The sequence below is a fragment of the Pectinatus cerevisiiphilus genome, from assembly GCF_004341685.1.
Taxonomy (GTDB): Bacteria; Bacillota; Negativicutes; order Selenomonadales; family Selenomonadaceae; genus Pectinatus; species Pectinatus cerevisiiphilus.
In genome coordinates, this window is sequence record NZ_SMAA01000013.1 from 45,500 (window position 1) to 60,381 (window position 14,882).

15 protein-coding genes and 1 other annotated feature are annotated in these 14,882 nt (G+C 37.8%); of the genes, 9 read left to right on the forward strand and 6 right to left on the reverse strand.

What is annotated here, in order from left to right:
• Positions 1 to 61 precede the first annotated feature (61 nt).
• Positions 62 to 1,903 (forward strand): APC family permease, encoded by a 1,842-nt coding sequence (locus tag EDC37_RS08995; RefSeq protein WP_132550546.1) that lies wholly within the window; start codon positions 62 to 64, stop codon positions 1,901 to 1,903.
• Between the two features lie 135 nt (positions 1,904 to 2,038).
• Here the strand turns inward: EDC37_RS08995 and EDC37_RS09000 are convergent, their stop codons facing one another.
• The 6 genes from EDC37_RS09000 to EDC37_RS09025 all read right to left on the reverse strand — a co-directional run bounded on the left by EDC37_RS09000 (position 2,039) and on the right by EDC37_RS09025 (position 7,609).
• Positions 2,039 to 3,175 (reverse strand): HD-GYP domain-containing protein, encoded by a 1,137-nt coding sequence (locus EDC37_RS09000; RefSeq protein ID WP_132550548.1) that lies wholly within the window; start codon positions 3,173 to 3,175, stop codon positions 2,039 to 2,041.
• Positions 3,176 to 3,279: 104 nt separating this feature from the next.
• Complete coding sequence (locus tag EDC37_RS09005; protein WP_132550550.1) at positions 3,280 to 3,801, reverse strand: hypothetical protein; 522 nt, start codon at positions 3,799 to 3,801, stop codon at positions 3,280 to 3,282.
• Position 3,802: 1 nt separating this feature from the next.
• Positions 3,803 to 4,798 carry a flotillin-like protein FloA gene (gene floA, locus EDC37_RS09010; RefSeq protein ID WP_132550552.1) on the reverse strand — a complete coding sequence of 332 codons (996 nt, stop codon included), beginning with the start codon at positions 4,796 to 4,798 and terminating at the stop codon, positions 3,803 to 3,805.
• Positions 4,799 to 4,870: 72 nt separating this feature from the next.
• A complete protein-coding gene (locus EDC37_RS09015) occupies positions 4,871 to 5,503 on the reverse strand; it encodes an NfeD family protein (protein ID WP_132550554.1) in 633 nt (210 codons plus the stop codon).
• A gap of 196 nt (positions 5,504 to 5,699) precedes the next feature.
• On the reverse strand, positions 5,700 to 7,034 hold the full coding sequence (locus tag EDC37_RS09020; protein WP_132550557.1) for a type II secretion system protein GspD: 1,335 nt from the start codon (positions 7,032 to 7,034) through the stop codon (positions 5,700 to 5,702).
• 8 nt (positions 7,035 to 7,042) lie between these two features.
• A complete protein-coding gene (locus EDC37_RS09025) occupies positions 7,043 to 7,609 on the reverse strand; it encodes a hypothetical protein (protein WP_132550559.1) in 567 nt (188 codons plus the stop codon).
• Positions 7,610 to 7,939: 330 nt separating this feature from the next.
• On the opposite strand from EDC37_RS09025, the gene hpf reads away from it, so the two are divergent.
• The 8 genes from hpf (at position 7,940) to rpsU (ending at position 14,881) form a co-directional block, all read left to right on the forward strand.
• A complete protein-coding gene (gene hpf, locus EDC37_RS09030) occupies positions 7,940 to 8,491 on the forward strand; it encodes a ribosome hibernation-promoting factor, HPF/YfiA family (protein ID WP_132550561.1) in 552 nt (183 codons plus the stop codon).
• Positions 8,492 to 8,714: 223 nt separating this feature from the next.
• Positions 8,715 to 8,946, forward strand: a binding site (T-box leader).
• 72 nt (positions 8,947 to 9,018) lie between these two features.
• A complete protein-coding gene (gene aroF, locus EDC37_RS09035; RefSeq protein ID WP_132550563.1) occupies positions 9,019 to 10,029 on the forward strand; it encodes a 3-deoxy-7-phosphoheptulonate synthase in 1,011 nt (336 codons plus the stop codon).
• 1 nt (position 10,030) lies between these two features.
• On the forward strand, positions 10,031 to 10,927 hold the full coding sequence (locus EDC37_RS09040; RefSeq protein ID WP_132550565.1) for a prephenate dehydrogenase: 897 nt from the start codon (positions 10,031 to 10,033) through the stop codon (positions 10,925 to 10,927).
• A 237-nt stretch (positions 10,928 to 11,164) separates the two neighbouring features.
• Positions 11,165 to 12,103 (forward strand): 50S ribosomal protein L11 methyltransferase, encoded by a 939-nt coding sequence (gene prmA / locus EDC37_RS09045; protein WP_132550567.1) that lies wholly within the window; start codon positions 11,165 to 11,167, stop codon positions 12,101 to 12,103.
• The gene (locus EDC37_RS09050; protein ID WP_132550569.1) at positions 12,103 to 12,834 is read left to right on the forward strand and encodes a 16S rRNA (uracil(1498)-N(3))-methyltransferase; all 732 of its coding nucleotides are present in this window, start codon (positions 12,103 to 12,105) and stop codon (positions 12,832 to 12,834) included. Before prmA ends, EDC37_RS09050 begins: the two co-directional genes overlap by 1 nt.
• A 52-nt stretch (positions 12,835 to 12,886) precedes the next feature.
• On the forward strand, positions 12,887 to 14,185 hold the full coding sequence (gene mtaB / locus EDC37_RS09055; protein WP_132550571.1) for a tRNA (N(6)-L-threonylcarbamoyladenosine(37)-C(2))-methylthiotransferase MtaB: 1,299 nt from the start codon (positions 12,887 to 12,889) through the stop codon (positions 14,183 to 14,185).
• Positions 14,186 to 14,259: 74 nt separating this feature from the next.
• Positions 14,260 to 14,607 carry a histidine triad nucleotide-binding protein gene (locus EDC37_RS09060; RefSeq protein ID WP_132550573.1) on the forward strand — a complete coding sequence of 116 codons (348 nt, stop codon included), beginning with the start codon at positions 14,260 to 14,262 and terminating at the stop codon, positions 14,605 to 14,607.
• A 94-nt stretch (positions 14,608 to 14,701) separates the two neighbouring features.
• Positions 14,702 to 14,881, forward strand: coding sequence for a 30S ribosomal protein S21 (gene rpsU, locus EDC37_RS09065; protein WP_132550575.1), 180 nt, complete (start codon positions 14,702 to 14,704; stop codon positions 14,879 to 14,881).
• Position 14,882: the final 1 nt, after the last annotated feature.

The following is a 14,882-nucleotide window of genomic DNA, read 5'->3' on the forward strand; positions in this document are numbered from 1 at the left end:
GCATAAAGCGGAAAATTGTATTATATTATAGGGACTAAAATTATTGCAGGGGGAGTTGGATTTGTTTACCAGAATAAAGAGATTGCTGATAGGGCGTCCCTTAAAAAATGATGAGGCCTTTTATCAGCGCTTACCGAAGTGGAAGGCACTGGCTATATTCTCTTCGGATGCATTGTCTTCAGTGAGTTATGGACCTGAGCAGATTGCTGTTGTTTTAGCGCTATCTGGTTTTATCACATATGGATATTATCTTTATTCATTGATCCCTATTATTGTTTTGCTTGCAATAGTGACTATTTCCTATGCACAAGTTGCCAGAGCTAATCCGGGTGGCGGTGGGTCGTATTCTGTAGCAAGAGAAAATCTTGGCGAAAAACCGGCGCTGGTAGCGGGAGCAGCTCTTTTTACGGATTATATACTCACTGTAGCTGTTAGTATCACGACTGGTACTGCGGCACTTATCTCGGCATTTCCCTTCATAGGCGAATATAAACTATTTCTTGATTTAGCTGTTTTGTTTTGTGTACTAACCATTATTAATTTACGTGGCGTAAGTGAGTCGGCTAAATTTTTTGTTTTGCCGACATATCTTTTTGTCGGTGGGATTTTGGCGCTGATAGTTATGGGGGTTTTTCAAGTACTTACAGGAACAGACCCAGTTTTTGCAGAGGCTTCCATGCAAAAGCAACCGATGGATATGATGATATTCTTTCTTATCTTACGTGCTTTTGCCAATGGCTGTAGTTCAATGACGGGCTTAGAAGCAATAGCTAATGGCGTGCCCATGTTTAAGAAACCTGAATATAAAAATGCTATTCATACAACTTATTATATGTCAGGACTTTTGGCAATTATGTTGCTGGGCATATCGTTTTTAATGCTGCATTATCATATTATGCCTGAATATAATGTGACTATGATATCACAAATTGCTGAAAGAATTGTCGGACGTGGTTATTTTTATTATTTCTTCCAGTTAGTGACAATGTTGATATTGTTTTTGGCGGCCAATACAGCTTATAATGGGTTACCACCGCTTTTATCAATCATAGCAAAAGATGGTTACCTGCCGCGTTATCTTGGGCAGCGGGGTGAACGTCTAAGCTTTTCTAATGGTATCCTATTGCTCAGCTTGGCGACTGCATTACTGCTGATTATTTTTGACGGCGATGTAGAACATTTGATTTCTTTATATGCCATAGGTGTTTTTCTTTCCTTTACTATTGCGCAATCTGGTATGGTTGTGCATTGGCTGCATAATAAGAGTAAATGTTGGCAGTGGCGTGTTTTTGTCAACGCGCTTGGTGCTTTTATAACAGGCATAATAGTATTAATTATTATTGTTACAAAATTCTTTTACGGTGCATGGATCATTCTTATTTTTATACCGGTAGTAGTATATTGTTTCAAAAAAATAAAAACTCATTATACTGGTATGGGTAGGGAGCTTGCGCTTAAACCCGGTGAAAAATTTAGCTATATTAGTTCACCGATAATGAAAAATTATGTAATCTTACCTATATCATATCCTACGCGAAGTGTTATAGAAGCAATGCGTTATGCACGAAAAATAGGCGATGAGGTAATTGCTGTGCACATTGCTACTGACGACAAAAATGCCGATTATGTAAAAAAGGTATGGCATGTACAGGATCCGGAAATTAGCATTGTTACGATACAATCCCCTTACCGGATGGTTATACAGCCGTTGCTTGATTTTGTAAAAAAAGTAGCAGCTAGTAAAAGACCAGAAGATTATATAACAGTGCTTATTCCTGAAATACAAACGACAAAATGGTGGCATAAACTATTGCATAATCAGACGGGCTTGATTTTGCGTACGTTATTGATTTTTAAAGAAAATGTAATTGTAGTGACGATTCCATTCCGTGTGAAAGGTTAGATAAAACTAGGATAAGAAAAAGTTTTCGCGTGGAAATGAAATAAAATTGTATCGACATGCATAGAAAGCACCCTCATCTTTGGCATAGCTGCTGTAGATGAGGGTGTTTTATTTGTGAGCGCTATTAAGCTTTTTTTATTCTTCAGTGTCGCTTAGCAGACTGGCAGGATCAAAATGTATTGCCTGTACAAGGCTAAGAATTTCATAATCGTCATATACACTTTCAATAGTACAGCTATTGTCCTGGGACATATCAACTAATATAGGAGTTTTAAAAAGCACATTGTTACCATCGGCAAAAATATAGATAATAGGGGTTAATACTTTACCTAAAAAGGATTCTTTGACTATGGCAATGCCACGGTTAGTCTTTAAAATTGTACCATTTGGATAAAGCGCGACATGGTCAAAAAATTTTTGTAACAAATTCGTATCAAATTGCCCTTTTGAATGAGAAGTCATAATGGTAAAAGAAATATGCGGTTTATAAGCTTTTTTATACGGGCGTACACTTGTAAGTGCATCATAAACATCGGCTATGGCGGCTATCTTAGCAAAAAGATGTATTTGGTTACCACGCAAACCATAAGGGTATCCTGTTCCGTCTATCTTTTCGTGATGCTGTCCAGCAATGTCGATGATATTAGCATTAAAACAGCCGCCTTCATGTAATTTCTGTACTGAAAATACAGGATGTTTTTTCATAAAGATGAACTCATCCTGCGTGAGCGGTGTTTTTTTATTGAGGAGCTCTATAGGGATAGCTATTTTCCCAATGTCATGCAAGATAGCGCCGAGCGTTAAATCTTCCATTTCTTCGTGGGTGAGATTCAATAAAGAACCAATTAAAGCTGATAATATGGAAACATTGACAGAATGGACTAAAGTATAACTGTCATACATGCGGATATCATTTAATTGGACAAGAGCTTGTTTATTGCTGGTGACTTCCCTTATTATAGCTGAAATGGAACTTTGTAGCTTATCAAGCAGGAGAATCCCTTTTTTTTCTAAATGGTCTATTGTGTTTGAAAGATTCTTTATCGCAGCAATGCGGGTTGTTTCGCAGACAATGTCTTCCGAAAGGGGATAATTGGCATAAGCGTTAGTGGAGGCTACAGCAATTTCTTTGATACCAGCCCGTTTTAGTTTAAAAATATAAAAGCTACTCAGCTTTGTACCGCGACGCAGCAGAAAAAGCCCTTTATCATCGAAGACACTTTGACAAATTGTCATCCCAGGGCGCAGCCTAGCCACGGGTAATATGATCATAATGTATCGCCACCTTGCAATTAGAGAATATTCATTTCATGCGTTAAATCATGCTTGGGAAAATAAATTAAGCTGCGTTTTAAAGTTAAAAAAGTATTTGTATATTATTTTATAGGAAATCTTTTTATGCCGTAACGTTCAAGATATTTTAAGGACTTTGGTGGATTGAGCACCTCCGCATAGGTAATGGCGCATAAGATATTTTTTTTATCGATGTTTAGTGGTGTTACCACGGAATTGTCCTTTTTTTCTAAAGATGGCATAGCTTTAGTGACTGCCTGCTGGAATAAAATATTAGCAGGTACTTCGCGCGGTGTTGGTGGGGATGAAAAAGCAGGTACTGGTTTTTGTTCATCCTGTTTATGCGGAAGGGGTTCTGCTTTTTCAGAAGTCTTTATTTCAGTAGGGATGGGCTGTTTTGGCTGCTCGGGTAATGGTGCTGTATTTTCATTTTGGGGGCGCTTCATCATGTAGTCAAGAGTTTTTTTACCAGGATCAGCGCTTTTTGTTGCTTGTGGTCGCCTGATTGGTGGCAGGCGGCGCTGGGATGAAGTAGTTTTCTTCTTTTTACCGGCAAGGGAAACTATCCAAAGGAAAATTGCCGCAATTATAATAAGTGTATTCATTTTATTTCACCGGTGGCGTAATAGTTGCTTCTTCTGTTCCTGTTTTACCTATAGTTTCACGCATTTTTGTGTCAGCATTAATATTATTTAAATTATAGTAATCCATAACACCCATTTTTCCTTCGCGTAAAGCTGTAGCGAGGGCATGGGGAACTTCTGATTGCGCTTCTACAACGCGAGCCTGCATTTCTTGCGTATAGGCTTTCATTTCCTGTTCTTTAGCCACTGCCATTGCGCGTCTTTCTTCTGCTTTGGCCTGTGCTATGCGTTTATCGGCTTCGGCCTGGTCTGTCTGGAGTTGTGCACCTATATTTCTGCCGACGTCTACGTCCGCAATATCTATTGACAGTATTTCAAATGCTGTACCGGCATCAAGCCCTTTATCAAGAACTGTTTTCGAGATGTCGTCTGGATTGGAGAGGACGTCTGTATGATTGGCGGAAGAACCAACAGTGGTGACAATGCCTTCACCAACACGGGCAATTATCGTCGGTTCCCCAGCACCGCCGACTAAGCGGTCAATGTTGGCACGGACGGTGACACGAGCCTTGATTTTTAGTTCGATACCATTTTTGGCTACGGCGGAAACAATAGGTGTTTCTATTACTTTCGGGTTTACGCTCATTTGGACGGCTTCTAAAACATCGCGACCAGCAAGGTCTATCGCGGCAGAACGTTCGAAAGGAAGTGGTATCTGGGCACGATGGGCAGCAATCAGCGCATCGATTACTTTGTCTACATTGCCTCCTGCTAAATAATGGGCTTCCAATTGGTTGGAATTGACAGTTAGGCCTGCTTTATTAGCTTTTATCAGTGGCAGAATGATTCGTTGCGGTATTACGCGGCGCATTCTCATGCCGATCAATGTAAATATACCTACCTGAACATTAGCAGCTAGGGCTGATATCCATAAGCCGAGTGGTACAAAGTACAGAAACAACATGACAACGATGACTGCAAGTACCAGAAAAAAACCTGAAATAAGTAATGGTTCCATAGAATGACCTCCAAATAAATAAGTTAGCAATTAATAAAAATAAACTTTGTAGAAATATAGAAGGTCGATTGATTACACTTCCCTGACAATTATGCGGTTGCCTTCTATCTTGATAATACGGATTTTTTTCCCTTTATCTATATAGGCACCTTCTGAGATAGCATCAATTGGTGAACCATCTATTAAAATAGTACCAGCAGGACGAAGCTCCGTTAGGACGGTCCCTTCCTTGTGCAGCAGGCTTGAATTGTCGGTGCTGCTGGTGTAGCCCCTGTCTTCAGTAGAAGAATCCTTTAGGATTACTTTTTGCCAAAGTCTGCTTGAAGGTAATTTTTTCACAATAAACGCGAATAGTACTATAGCTATGACTAAGGCACCAATTAGCATATAAACGGCATCAATATTTCCACCCAACCCTAAAATGATACTATAAAGCATCATCACAATACCCAAAGCGGCAAATATGCCAGTAGCTGGTGTGACTAATTCTATTATAATGAAAAGTATACCACCGAGAAAAAGCGCGATGTGATATATATTTACGAGCCCTTTTATATAGCCGCTACCCCAAAATACAGCAGCTGCTATTATTCCCAAAAACGCACCGAGACCTGTTCCACCAGTTTTTATTTCTATCAGTACAGATAAAAATATTATTGCAATTAAAAGCATTTTCAATGCTGGTAAATCCACAATGATATCCATTTTAAGCTCCTTTTAAATATTGGTATAGTTTTTTGGTGTATGAAAAATATAGTTTATATTTTAAATGGTTATCATAGAAAAATACTATTATATAATTCAATGTAAAATTAGAAAATACCTTTTAATTGGCAATTATAATTACTATTTTATAAAAACGTAAAGAATTTATAGGCAATATAGTAAAATTTTTATTGTTTTAAAATGAAGCAGTAGAATTTTTTATATGGGCGGTAAGAAATATAATTATCTCACTATCTGTTTTGCTCTTTTTTACACTGCGGAAAAAATTCCCTAAGATAGGAATATCGCCTAAAAAGGGAATTTTACTCATACTATTTGATTCTTCACTACCAATAAGTCCACCTATAATCATAGTTTCACCATCTTTAAGACGAATCACAGTATCCGCTGATCTTGTTTGGAAACGGTAAGCTTTTAAATCTGCCACGTATAAAGGACTGCTCACCTCTGTATGCACGGTGGCTGTTATGTCGCCGTTGTCATTTATTGTAGGTGTATACCGTAAAATTATACCGGTATCATGATACTCGTAAGCTGTTGTCGTAGTTGAATCAGTGGTGCTCGTTTTGGGAATGGGGACGCTGCCGCCAATACGTATAACAGCTTCATGGTTGTTGAGTGTCATGATATTGGGTTTGGCTAAAATACTAGCTTTTCCGTCAGTTATAAGGGCATTTAAGGTAGCACCATAGTAAAATTCAAAAGGAATCCCGGCAGGCCCTCTGCCAAATTGTATTATTCCGGGAGTGGAGTCGAATTCACTTGTTTTTCTATTAATTTTTGTGCTGGGAATATTTTCACTGACAGATACATAATTGCCATCGTCATTTTGGACAATCCGTTTTACTGTCTCATATGAATTTTCATAGTCGGGATATTGAGGTAATTGCGACCAATTCCACTCTATACCCAGTTTTTCAGATGCGTCTTTTTGAATGGCAATAACCTTAGCTTCCAGCATGACTTGTTTACTCGGTACATCAAAGCGTTTAATGAAATCGGCTACTCTTTCAGCTTCACTATCGGTACCATAAAATAATAAGGAATTGTTTTCTTTGTCCACGAGAACGATTTCCGTGTCATTGGCAGAAGTATTTTCCTTGGTGGGTCGCATGTTGAAAGAAATACGTACAGCATCAGCTAGAATAGCAGGATCATAATATTGTATCTTAAAAATATGAAGTTTACCATAATTATAATGTATATTTTTTTTATCACTTATAAAAAAGACATTATCGTCTTCTTCAATAGCAAGACCTTTGATCCGTCCTATGATTTTCATTGCGGCAATAGGAGAAATATCGTCAAGGTTTACAGAAACCGTTCCGGTCACGTTGTCATCAATGACAATATTTATATTATTGGTAGCGGCAAGTGCTGTTAAAACATAGCGCACATCTGCGTCAACCAAATGCAGGCTCATTGCTGCTGCGTGGGAAAAATGTCCCCAAATAAGAAATACAGTAATAAGTAGTGGAACAAGGTTCTGGTGAATAAATTTTGTCCGCATGTTATGTATTAAAACCCCTTTAAACGACACATAAGCAGCTGTCCATAGCTGTTTTTTAAGTATATACTGGCTGTATCAATGGATATGACCTCATAGTCAGCAAAATGGCTGCCGGTAGTTACCGTATAATATTCGTTGTTATGGATAATGATGGCAGAGGCTGTGTCATTGAGAAAAATACCTACTAATTTTGGTGGTGGTTCCGCACTTTTGCTTTTTACAACAGGATTAGGCATCTCGTTTGCAGGACGGGCAGGTTCAACAGATTGGACGGTATTATTGATAACAGTGTGATTCTCAGGTGGAGAAACCTTATTATTATATTCCTGCGGATGAGCTGCTGAAAAAGGATCCCGCAGCGGTTTTACGGGATGGATGAAATAATTATAAGTGGTGCTGGTGTTAACATCATCATCTTTTTTATCTGTTGGCAATGTTTCTGAGGATGATGTGGGGGCAGTTTTTCCGACAATGAAATAAATGATGAAAATGACTATGAAAAAAATAATAAGGAGTGATTTATTTTTTCTCTTGATGAATGAATAAAATTGGTTAATCTTTTGAATAGTCTGCATAGTTGTTTACCACAAAGATATAAATTATAAAAAATAGCTGCAATCATTTTTCAGTATATGAATTTTTATTGTAAAAGTCAATTTTTTATGACTTTTCTAATAAAATAAATATTGTTATAAATACGTGAAGGTATTATTTAGATAATAAATTTTTAAAGAGTAATGTAATTTTTAAGAGGAAAAAGTTGTAAAGAGAAAAAATTATTTATAAATTTACTATTTATTCGTTAAAAAATATTTGGAAAATATTATTTTTTGCAGGTTTTTAGATACTATCAGAGAATATATTATATATAGATCCACGAATCATAAGAAAGGTGTTGAAGATATATGGCAACATTCACTATCAGAGGAAAAAACATTGAAATCACTCCAGCTTTGCACGATTACGTGGAAAAAAAGGTCGGCAAGGTAACTAAATATTTTGATACTGTGGGTGAAATAACGGTTTTGCTTACGGTAACAAAAGGTCAGCATATTGTAGAAGTTACAGTTCCTGTACAGGGAATACTGTTGCGCGGTGAAGAATCGACAATGGATATGTACACTTCTATAGATTTAGTCATAGAAAAATTAGAGCGGCAAATACGTAAACAGAAAACTAAATTGGAACGTCGTTTTAGAAGCGGCAGCTTTAAGATGGAAGCAGTTGCAGCTGCCAATGCATCAGCAAGAGACGAAGCAGAAGATAAAGATGATGAGTATCCAGTTGTAAAAACAAAACGTTTTGCAGTAAAACCTATGGATGTGCAAGAAGCTATTATGCAGATGAATCTCATAAATCATGAATTTTTCGTATTCCGTGATGCAAAGACGGAAGATGTAAATGTAGTATATCGGCGCAGAGATGGCAATTATGGGTTGATTGAACCTAGCCGTTGATGAATAAAGTACGGTGAAAAGAGCAGTAAGATGATTTGTTTTCCGAAAGTTAAACCGAAAAATTAATTTTCGTGAAACAAATTAGATTCTGCTCTTTTTATATTGTCCTGATAGCGACGTTAGCGTATATTTGGCTGAATAAAGATGACATTACCTGATAGACAAATTTACAAAAGATGTCTTGACAAATATGCGAAATGTTGATATATTGCTCTATACAAGATGAAATGCAGTGAGCAGGAAAAGTATATTGGATAGCGTTTTACAGAGAGTCATGGGACGGTGGAACATGATAAATGCGTCAATAGAAATACACTTGTGAGCAGTAAGCTGAATTTGTAGTAGGCTGTGCCGGATTGCCTCCGTTACCTTGGGCTAGGATATGTTAGTATCTGAAATTAAGTGGCTTGCATAAGCAAGTAGGGTGGTACCACGGGTAAATGCTCGTCCCTTTTGGGGACGGGTTTTTTTGTTTGCATTTATTGCGGCAATTGTGTTCTTTTTGATGATTTTTGGGAGGAATAAAGATGATTATTGTAATGAGACCTGACGCTTTACAGGAGGATTTGAACAAGGTGGAAGAAAAAATTAAGTCGGAAGGTTTGTCTTATCATTTATCAAAAGGTTCTATCAGGACTATTGTGGGTGTTATAGGCGATAAAAAAATTATTTCTGGGCTTCAAATGAATGCGTTTGCAGGAGTGGAAAAAACGGTTCATATTACAGAAAAATATAAATTAGTTAGCCGCGAATTCCGTCCCGAAGATACGATTGTCGATGTTAATGGTGCAAAAGTGGGCGGAAAGCATTTGGCTGTTATGGCAGGACCATGTGCGGTGGAAAGCAGAGAACAGCTTATGGAAGCTGCTGAATGCGTAAAAAAAGGCGGAGCCACTTTTTTAAGAGGCGGTGCTTTTAAACCACGCACTTCTCCTTATGATTTTCAAGGTCTGGCAGAAAAAGGACTGGCTATGTTAAAAGAAGCTGGTGAAAAATTTGATTTAAGAGTGGTTACGGAAGTCGTAAACCAGAACGATATAGATATGATAAGCAATTATGCTGATGTTTTGCAGATAGGCGCACGCAATATGCAAAACTTCCAATTGTTAAAAGAAGTAGGCAAAACCCATAAGCCGGTTTTATTAAAAAGAGGTTTGTCAGCTACTATTAGTGAATGGCTTAATGCTGCGGAATACATAGCTAATGAAGGCAATTATAATATCATATTATGTGAACGTGGTATCAGAACATATGAAACGTTTACAAGAAATACTCTGGATTTGAGTGCTGTTGCTGCTGTTAAGGAACTTTCGCACTTACCTGTTATTGCTGATCCAAGCCATGGAACAGGTAGATGGCAGATGGTTAGACCGATGGCAAGGGCCGCAGTGGCAGCGGGAGCTGACGGACTGATAATAGAAGTCCATCCACATCCGGAATGCGCATTGAGCGATGGTGACCAATCGTTAACCCCGAAAAATTTTGAAGCTACTATGGCAGAAGTCAAAAAAATAGCTGCTATAATGGGAAAAGAATAATATGGTAAAGATAAGATTGGCAATTTTAGGAGTAGGACTTATCGGCGGATCCTTTGGCTTAGCAGTAAAGGATAAGCTGGGAGAAAAAATTTATATAACAGGTGCCACACGCACAGAAGAATCCCGTAAAAGTGCCGAGAAGATGAAGGCAGTAGATAAATGTTATCTTAGTAATATAGAAGCAGCAAAGGATGCAGATATAATTTATCTGAGTACACCTGTATTGCAAATGGTACCGATTATTAAACAAATACTTCCTTATTTGAAACAAGGCGCGATAATAACTGATGCGGGAAGTACCAAACAATATATTGCCAATGCTTTGCACAAACTTTTACCCAAGTCTATTTATTATGTACCAGCACATCCTATGGCTGGAAGAGAAAAAAATGGTGTAGTCGCTGCGTCAAAGGATTTGTTTAAAAATAAATGCTATGTGCTTATAAGGGATAAGACTATGTTGACACCAGAACCGGCCATGCAAAAAATTCGTGGGCTTATCGAGTTGACAGGAGCGAATATCATGGAGTTGGATCTTGCCAGACATGATCGCTGTGCTTCACTTATAAGCCATATACCGCACATTACTGCGGCGGCTTTAGTAGGGCTTTTGAATCGTAATTATGGCGATATCGACGATTGTATAAAATTGGCTGGCGGTGGATTCAAGGATACGACTAGAATTGCTTCTTCCAATGCGGATATGTGGGCAGATATATGTTTGTCAAATGCTACGGCTATTATTAATAATTTACAAATTTTACAGGAAATATTAGGTGAGGTAACTGCTGCCATAGAAAGCAAAGATAGAGAAAAATTACATGCTTATTTTGTTAATGCGAAAGAAACCAGGGACCATATACTGCAAGAAACACAAAATATTTACGAAATAGAATGATCTGTTTTCTTCCAAATGTTTTAAAGGATAAATTAATGTTAGGCAAAGAAGGGACGGCAGGTGCAATAGCTGCTGAGTCTCTTCTTTTTTTGTATTACAGAGTATAGAAAATAGATGCGCTTAAATGACAATCGTAATACAATCCGTTATAATAAATGAGGTTAAGTAGTTTAAAAGCAAGATAATTGTATAAATAAATATATATATTAGTTGTTATAAAATTCGAGGAGAAATATTATGGATTGGTTACAGATTTCTATTAGGACTTCACATGAGGCCATGGATTTGATTGCATCTATCTTTGATGATCTTGGGGCAAATGGTGTTGCAATGGAAGATCCTGCTATCGTAAATGATTATATAAATTCGAAGCTGTGGGATTATACGGATATTCCCGTACAAAAAAATACTGAAGTGGTGGTAGTAAATGCATGGCTGCCTAAGGACCATCTGCTTGATTCCAGACTCAAGGCATTGAACGGGCGGATTGAAAAATTATCACAAACGGTAAATACGGCACCATGCGAAACGATGTTTTCTGATATCAAGGAAGAGGATTGGGCTAATAGCTGGAAAAAATATTTTCATCCTTCGAAAATTGGTAAAAGAATAGTAGTGAAACCTTCATGGGAAGAATATACCAAAAAGGAAAATGAAATTGTAGTCGAATTGGACCCCGGTTGTGCTTTTGGCACAGGTACACACCCGACTACGACTATGTGCATACAATTCATGGAAGAATATTTAAAACCGCAGACAAGGTTGTTTGATGTTGGTACTGGTTCGGGGATTTTGGCAATATGTGCCGCTAAACTTGGTGTAAAAAATATACAGGCGGCAGATTATGATAATGTGGCAGTCAAAGTTGCTAAGGCAAATATAGAAGAAAATAATGTAGAAAATGTAATTAAATGTTTTCAAAGTGATTTACTAAAAAATTTTACAGGGAAAGCTGATTTTATATCGGCTAATATTATTGCCGATATAGTACTTCGTTTATTTGCTGATTTGTCAAAAAAACTTACTAAGAATGGTATATTTTTAGCGAGTGGCATCATTAAAGAACGTTTAGACGATATAAAGGCAGCTGCTGCAAAGCATAATATGCAAATCGTCGATATGAAAGAAAAGGGCGGTTGGGTGGCTTTAATAATAAAATATAGGGAAGATAGCTGATGCGTCGTTTATTCATCGAAGGCGAATTAACTAAACACATCGTGATTAAAGGAAAGGATGCACTCCATTTACTTTATGCGATGCGTGCCAAGCCGGGGCAGACTGTTGTTGTGGCAGATAAAAATGGGAAAACAGCAAAAACGCAGATTGAAAGTTGTGAACCACAACAGGTTGTATTGTCACTGATTGAATTAATCGAGGATATACAGGAATCGCCGATTAATCTTATTTTGCTGCAATGCCTGCCTAAAGCTGATAAAATGGATTATATTGTCCAAAAGGCTGTTGAAATTGGTGTAAATAAAATAATTCCTGTAGAAAGTCATAATTGCGTCGTTAAATATGACGAAGGAAAAAAAGAAAAGAAAAGAAATAAATGGCAGAAAATTGCTGATGAAGCGGCTAAACAGTGTGCCCGTGGAATAAGGCCTGAAATATGTCCTGTAGTGGATTTTGCCGCAGCTATTGCAATCGCAATGCAAAATGAAGCTTGCATATGTTATGAAAATGAGGATACTTTACCTTTTAAACAATATTTACAGGCTTTAAATTGTGCTAGTTATGCCATTATGATAGGACCGGAAGGCGGCTTTACCGAGGCTGAAGTGGAAAAATGCAGGCTGGCAGGAATAAAAAGCATATCATTGGGGAAAAGAATATTGCGCACGGAAACGGCAGCAATAGCCGCCTTAGCGATAATGCAATATGAAAAAGGTGATTTGGGGACTTAAAAAGTAGTCCATTTATATAGAAAAAGATAAACGGTTGAGAGAAAGGATTTATATGTCAAAGGTTGCATTTACTACTCTTGGCTGCAAAGTCAATCAATTTGAAACAGAAACGATGATGGGACTTTTCAGGCAAAGAGGTTATGAAATAGTTGATTTTACTGAAAAAGCTGATGCTTACATAATAAATACATGTTCTGTTACGCATTTGGGTGAAAAAAAATCGCGGCAATTAATACGGAGAGCTGCTCATTTGAACGAAGATGCTGTAATTGCTGTTACAGGATGTTATGCCCAATTAGAACCAGAAGAAATCAGAAAAATTGAAGGAGTAAAGGCTGTTATCGGCACAAATGAACGAAAACATATTGTTGATGTGGTAGAAGAAGCCGCTGGAAAACACGAATTCGTGGAAAGTGTAAAAAATGTTATGAAGGACCACGATTTTGAAGATATTCCTATGTTTGGCATACAATCACGGACAAGGGCTTTTCTAAAAATCCAGGATGGATGTACAAATTTTTGTTCCTATTGCATTATTCCGTATGCCCGAGGACCGCTTCGCTCACGCACCATTGAAAGTATAAAAAAAGAAGCACAGAAACTTGTCGCTAATGGATTTCATGAAATCGTCCTCGGTGGAATACACCTCGGTGCGTATGGACGCGATATGGGAAGTAAAATCACGTTGGCTGATGCTGTTGAAGCGGTTCTGGCTGTTGATGGTTTAAAACGGTTGCGGCTTGGTTCGTTGGAATCAATAGAGGTGTCAGATGCACTTTTGCAACTGTTGGTAGAAAATGAGCATTTTGCCCATCACTTGCATTTACCACTTCAATCGGGAAATGATAATGTCCTAAAAATGATGAATAGGCATTATACGACAAAAGAATATGCAGAGCTGTTACAAAGAATCGTAAAAAAAGTACCTGATATTGCTATTTCTGCGGATGTAATAGCAGGGTTTCCCGGGGAAACAGAAGAACAATTTAGACAAAGCATAGAGTATATAAAGACTTTACCAATATGCCGTATGCATGTATTCCCCTATTCTAAACGCAAAGGTACACCTGCGGCTGATATGCCCCAGCAGGTCGATGACACTGTAAAAAAACAACGCGCGCATGCCCTACAGCAATTAAGTGAAGAAAAATCAGTTGAGTATCGCAGCCGCTTTATCGGCAAAACATTATCTGTCCTGATTGAAAAAACTAGACAGGATCATTTAACTGATGGACATACGGGCAATTATATCAAGGTTTATACTGAGGAAAAGCTCGACAGAGGAAGTATACAGCCGATGAAAATGACTAAACTATATAAAGATGGATTATGGGGTGAGAATTTATTTTAATATTTAGGCAGGGATTGTAAAATAAAAAACGAACTATTATAAAATAGGATTTTTCCTCGAACGGGGGTGCAGTTATGTCAGATTGCGTTTTTTGTAAAATTGTTTCTAAGGATATACCGTCTGATATCGTATATGAAGATGAGATGGTCGTTTCTTTTAGGGATCTAGAACCACAGGCACCTGTGCATGTTTTGATTGTGCCCAAAAAACATATTAAAAGTCTAAATGATCTAGCACCGGAGGATAAAGACCTTTTATCTCATGTAATGGTTGATGTGATTCCTGAATTGGCAAAGAAATTTAAAATAGCGGATAATGGTTTCCGTGTTGTGATAAATACAGGAGTCGAAGGTGGTCAAACTGTAGAACATCTTCATTTTCATCTCATCGGCGGTAGATCCATGCAATGGCCGCCAGGTTAATTATTATTGACAATTATACTGGTTGTCAGTTATAATTATTTGGTGTAGCGAACAAATACACTCCCATTGCGTGTGGAGGGGAGGGAAGATATAAATGTCAGAAGTTAAAGTTGGAAAAAACGAAACGATTGACAGTGCGCTTCGCCGTTTTAAACGCACTTGCCAAAAAGCAGGTACCCTCGCTGAAGTTAGAAAACGTGAGCACTATGAAAAACCTAGCGTAAAACGTAAGAAAAAATCTGAAGCTGCTCGTAAACGTAGATTCAGAGCTTAAA

Bases quoted from the DNA above. Each gene is read 5' to 3' on its own strand.
- EDC37_RS09000 (WP_132550548.1), bottom strand. From the start codon at position 3,175: ATGATCATATTACCCGTGGCTAGGCTGCGCCCTGGGATGACAATTTGT.
- EDC37_RS09005 (WP_132550550.1), bottom strand. From the start codon at position 3,801: ATGAATACACTTATTATAATTGCGGCAATTTTCCTTTGGATAGTTTCC.
- floA (WP_132550552.1), bottom strand. From the start codon at position 4,798: ATGGAACCATTACTTATTTCAGGTTTTTTTCTGGTACTTGCAGTCATC.
- EDC37_RS09015 (WP_132550554.1), bottom strand. From the start codon at position 5,503: ATGGATATCATTGTGGATTTACCAGCATTGAAAATGCTTTTAATTGCA.
- EDC37_RS09020 (WP_132550557.1), bottom strand. From the start codon at position 7,034: ATGCGGACAAAATTTATTCACCAGAACCTTGTTCCACTACTTATTACT.
- EDC37_RS09025 (WP_132550559.1), bottom strand. From the start codon at position 7,609: ATGCAGACTATTCAAAAGATTAACCAATTTTATTCATTCATCAAGAGA.
- hpf (WP_132550561.1), top strand. From the start codon at position 7,940: ATGGCAACATTCACTATCAGAGGAAAAAACATTGAAATCACTCCAGCT.
- aroF (WP_132550563.1), top strand. From the start codon at position 9,019: ATGATTATTGTAATGAGACCTGACGCTTTACAGGAGGATTTGAACAAG.
- EDC37_RS09040 (WP_132550565.1), top strand. From the start codon at position 10,031: ATGGTAAAGATAAGATTGGCAATTTTAGGAGTAGGACTTATCGGCGGA.
- prmA (WP_132550567.1), top strand. From the start codon at position 11,165: ATGGATTGGTTACAGATTTCTATTAGGACTTCACATGAGGCCATGGAT.
- EDC37_RS09050 (WP_132550569.1), top strand. From the start codon at position 12,103: ATGCGTCGTTTATTCATCGAAGGCGAATTAACTAAACACATCGTGATT.
- mtaB (WP_132550571.1), top strand. From the start codon at position 12,887: ATGTCAAAGGTTGCATTTACTACTCTTGGCTGCAAAGTCAATCAATTT.
- EDC37_RS09060 (WP_132550573.1), top strand. From the start codon at position 14,260: ATGTCAGATTGCGTTTTTTGTAAAATTGTTTCTAAGGATATACCGTCT.
- rpsU (WP_132550575.1), top strand. From the start codon at position 14,702: ATGTCAGAAGTTAAAGTTGGAAAAAACGAAACGATTGACAGTGCGCTT.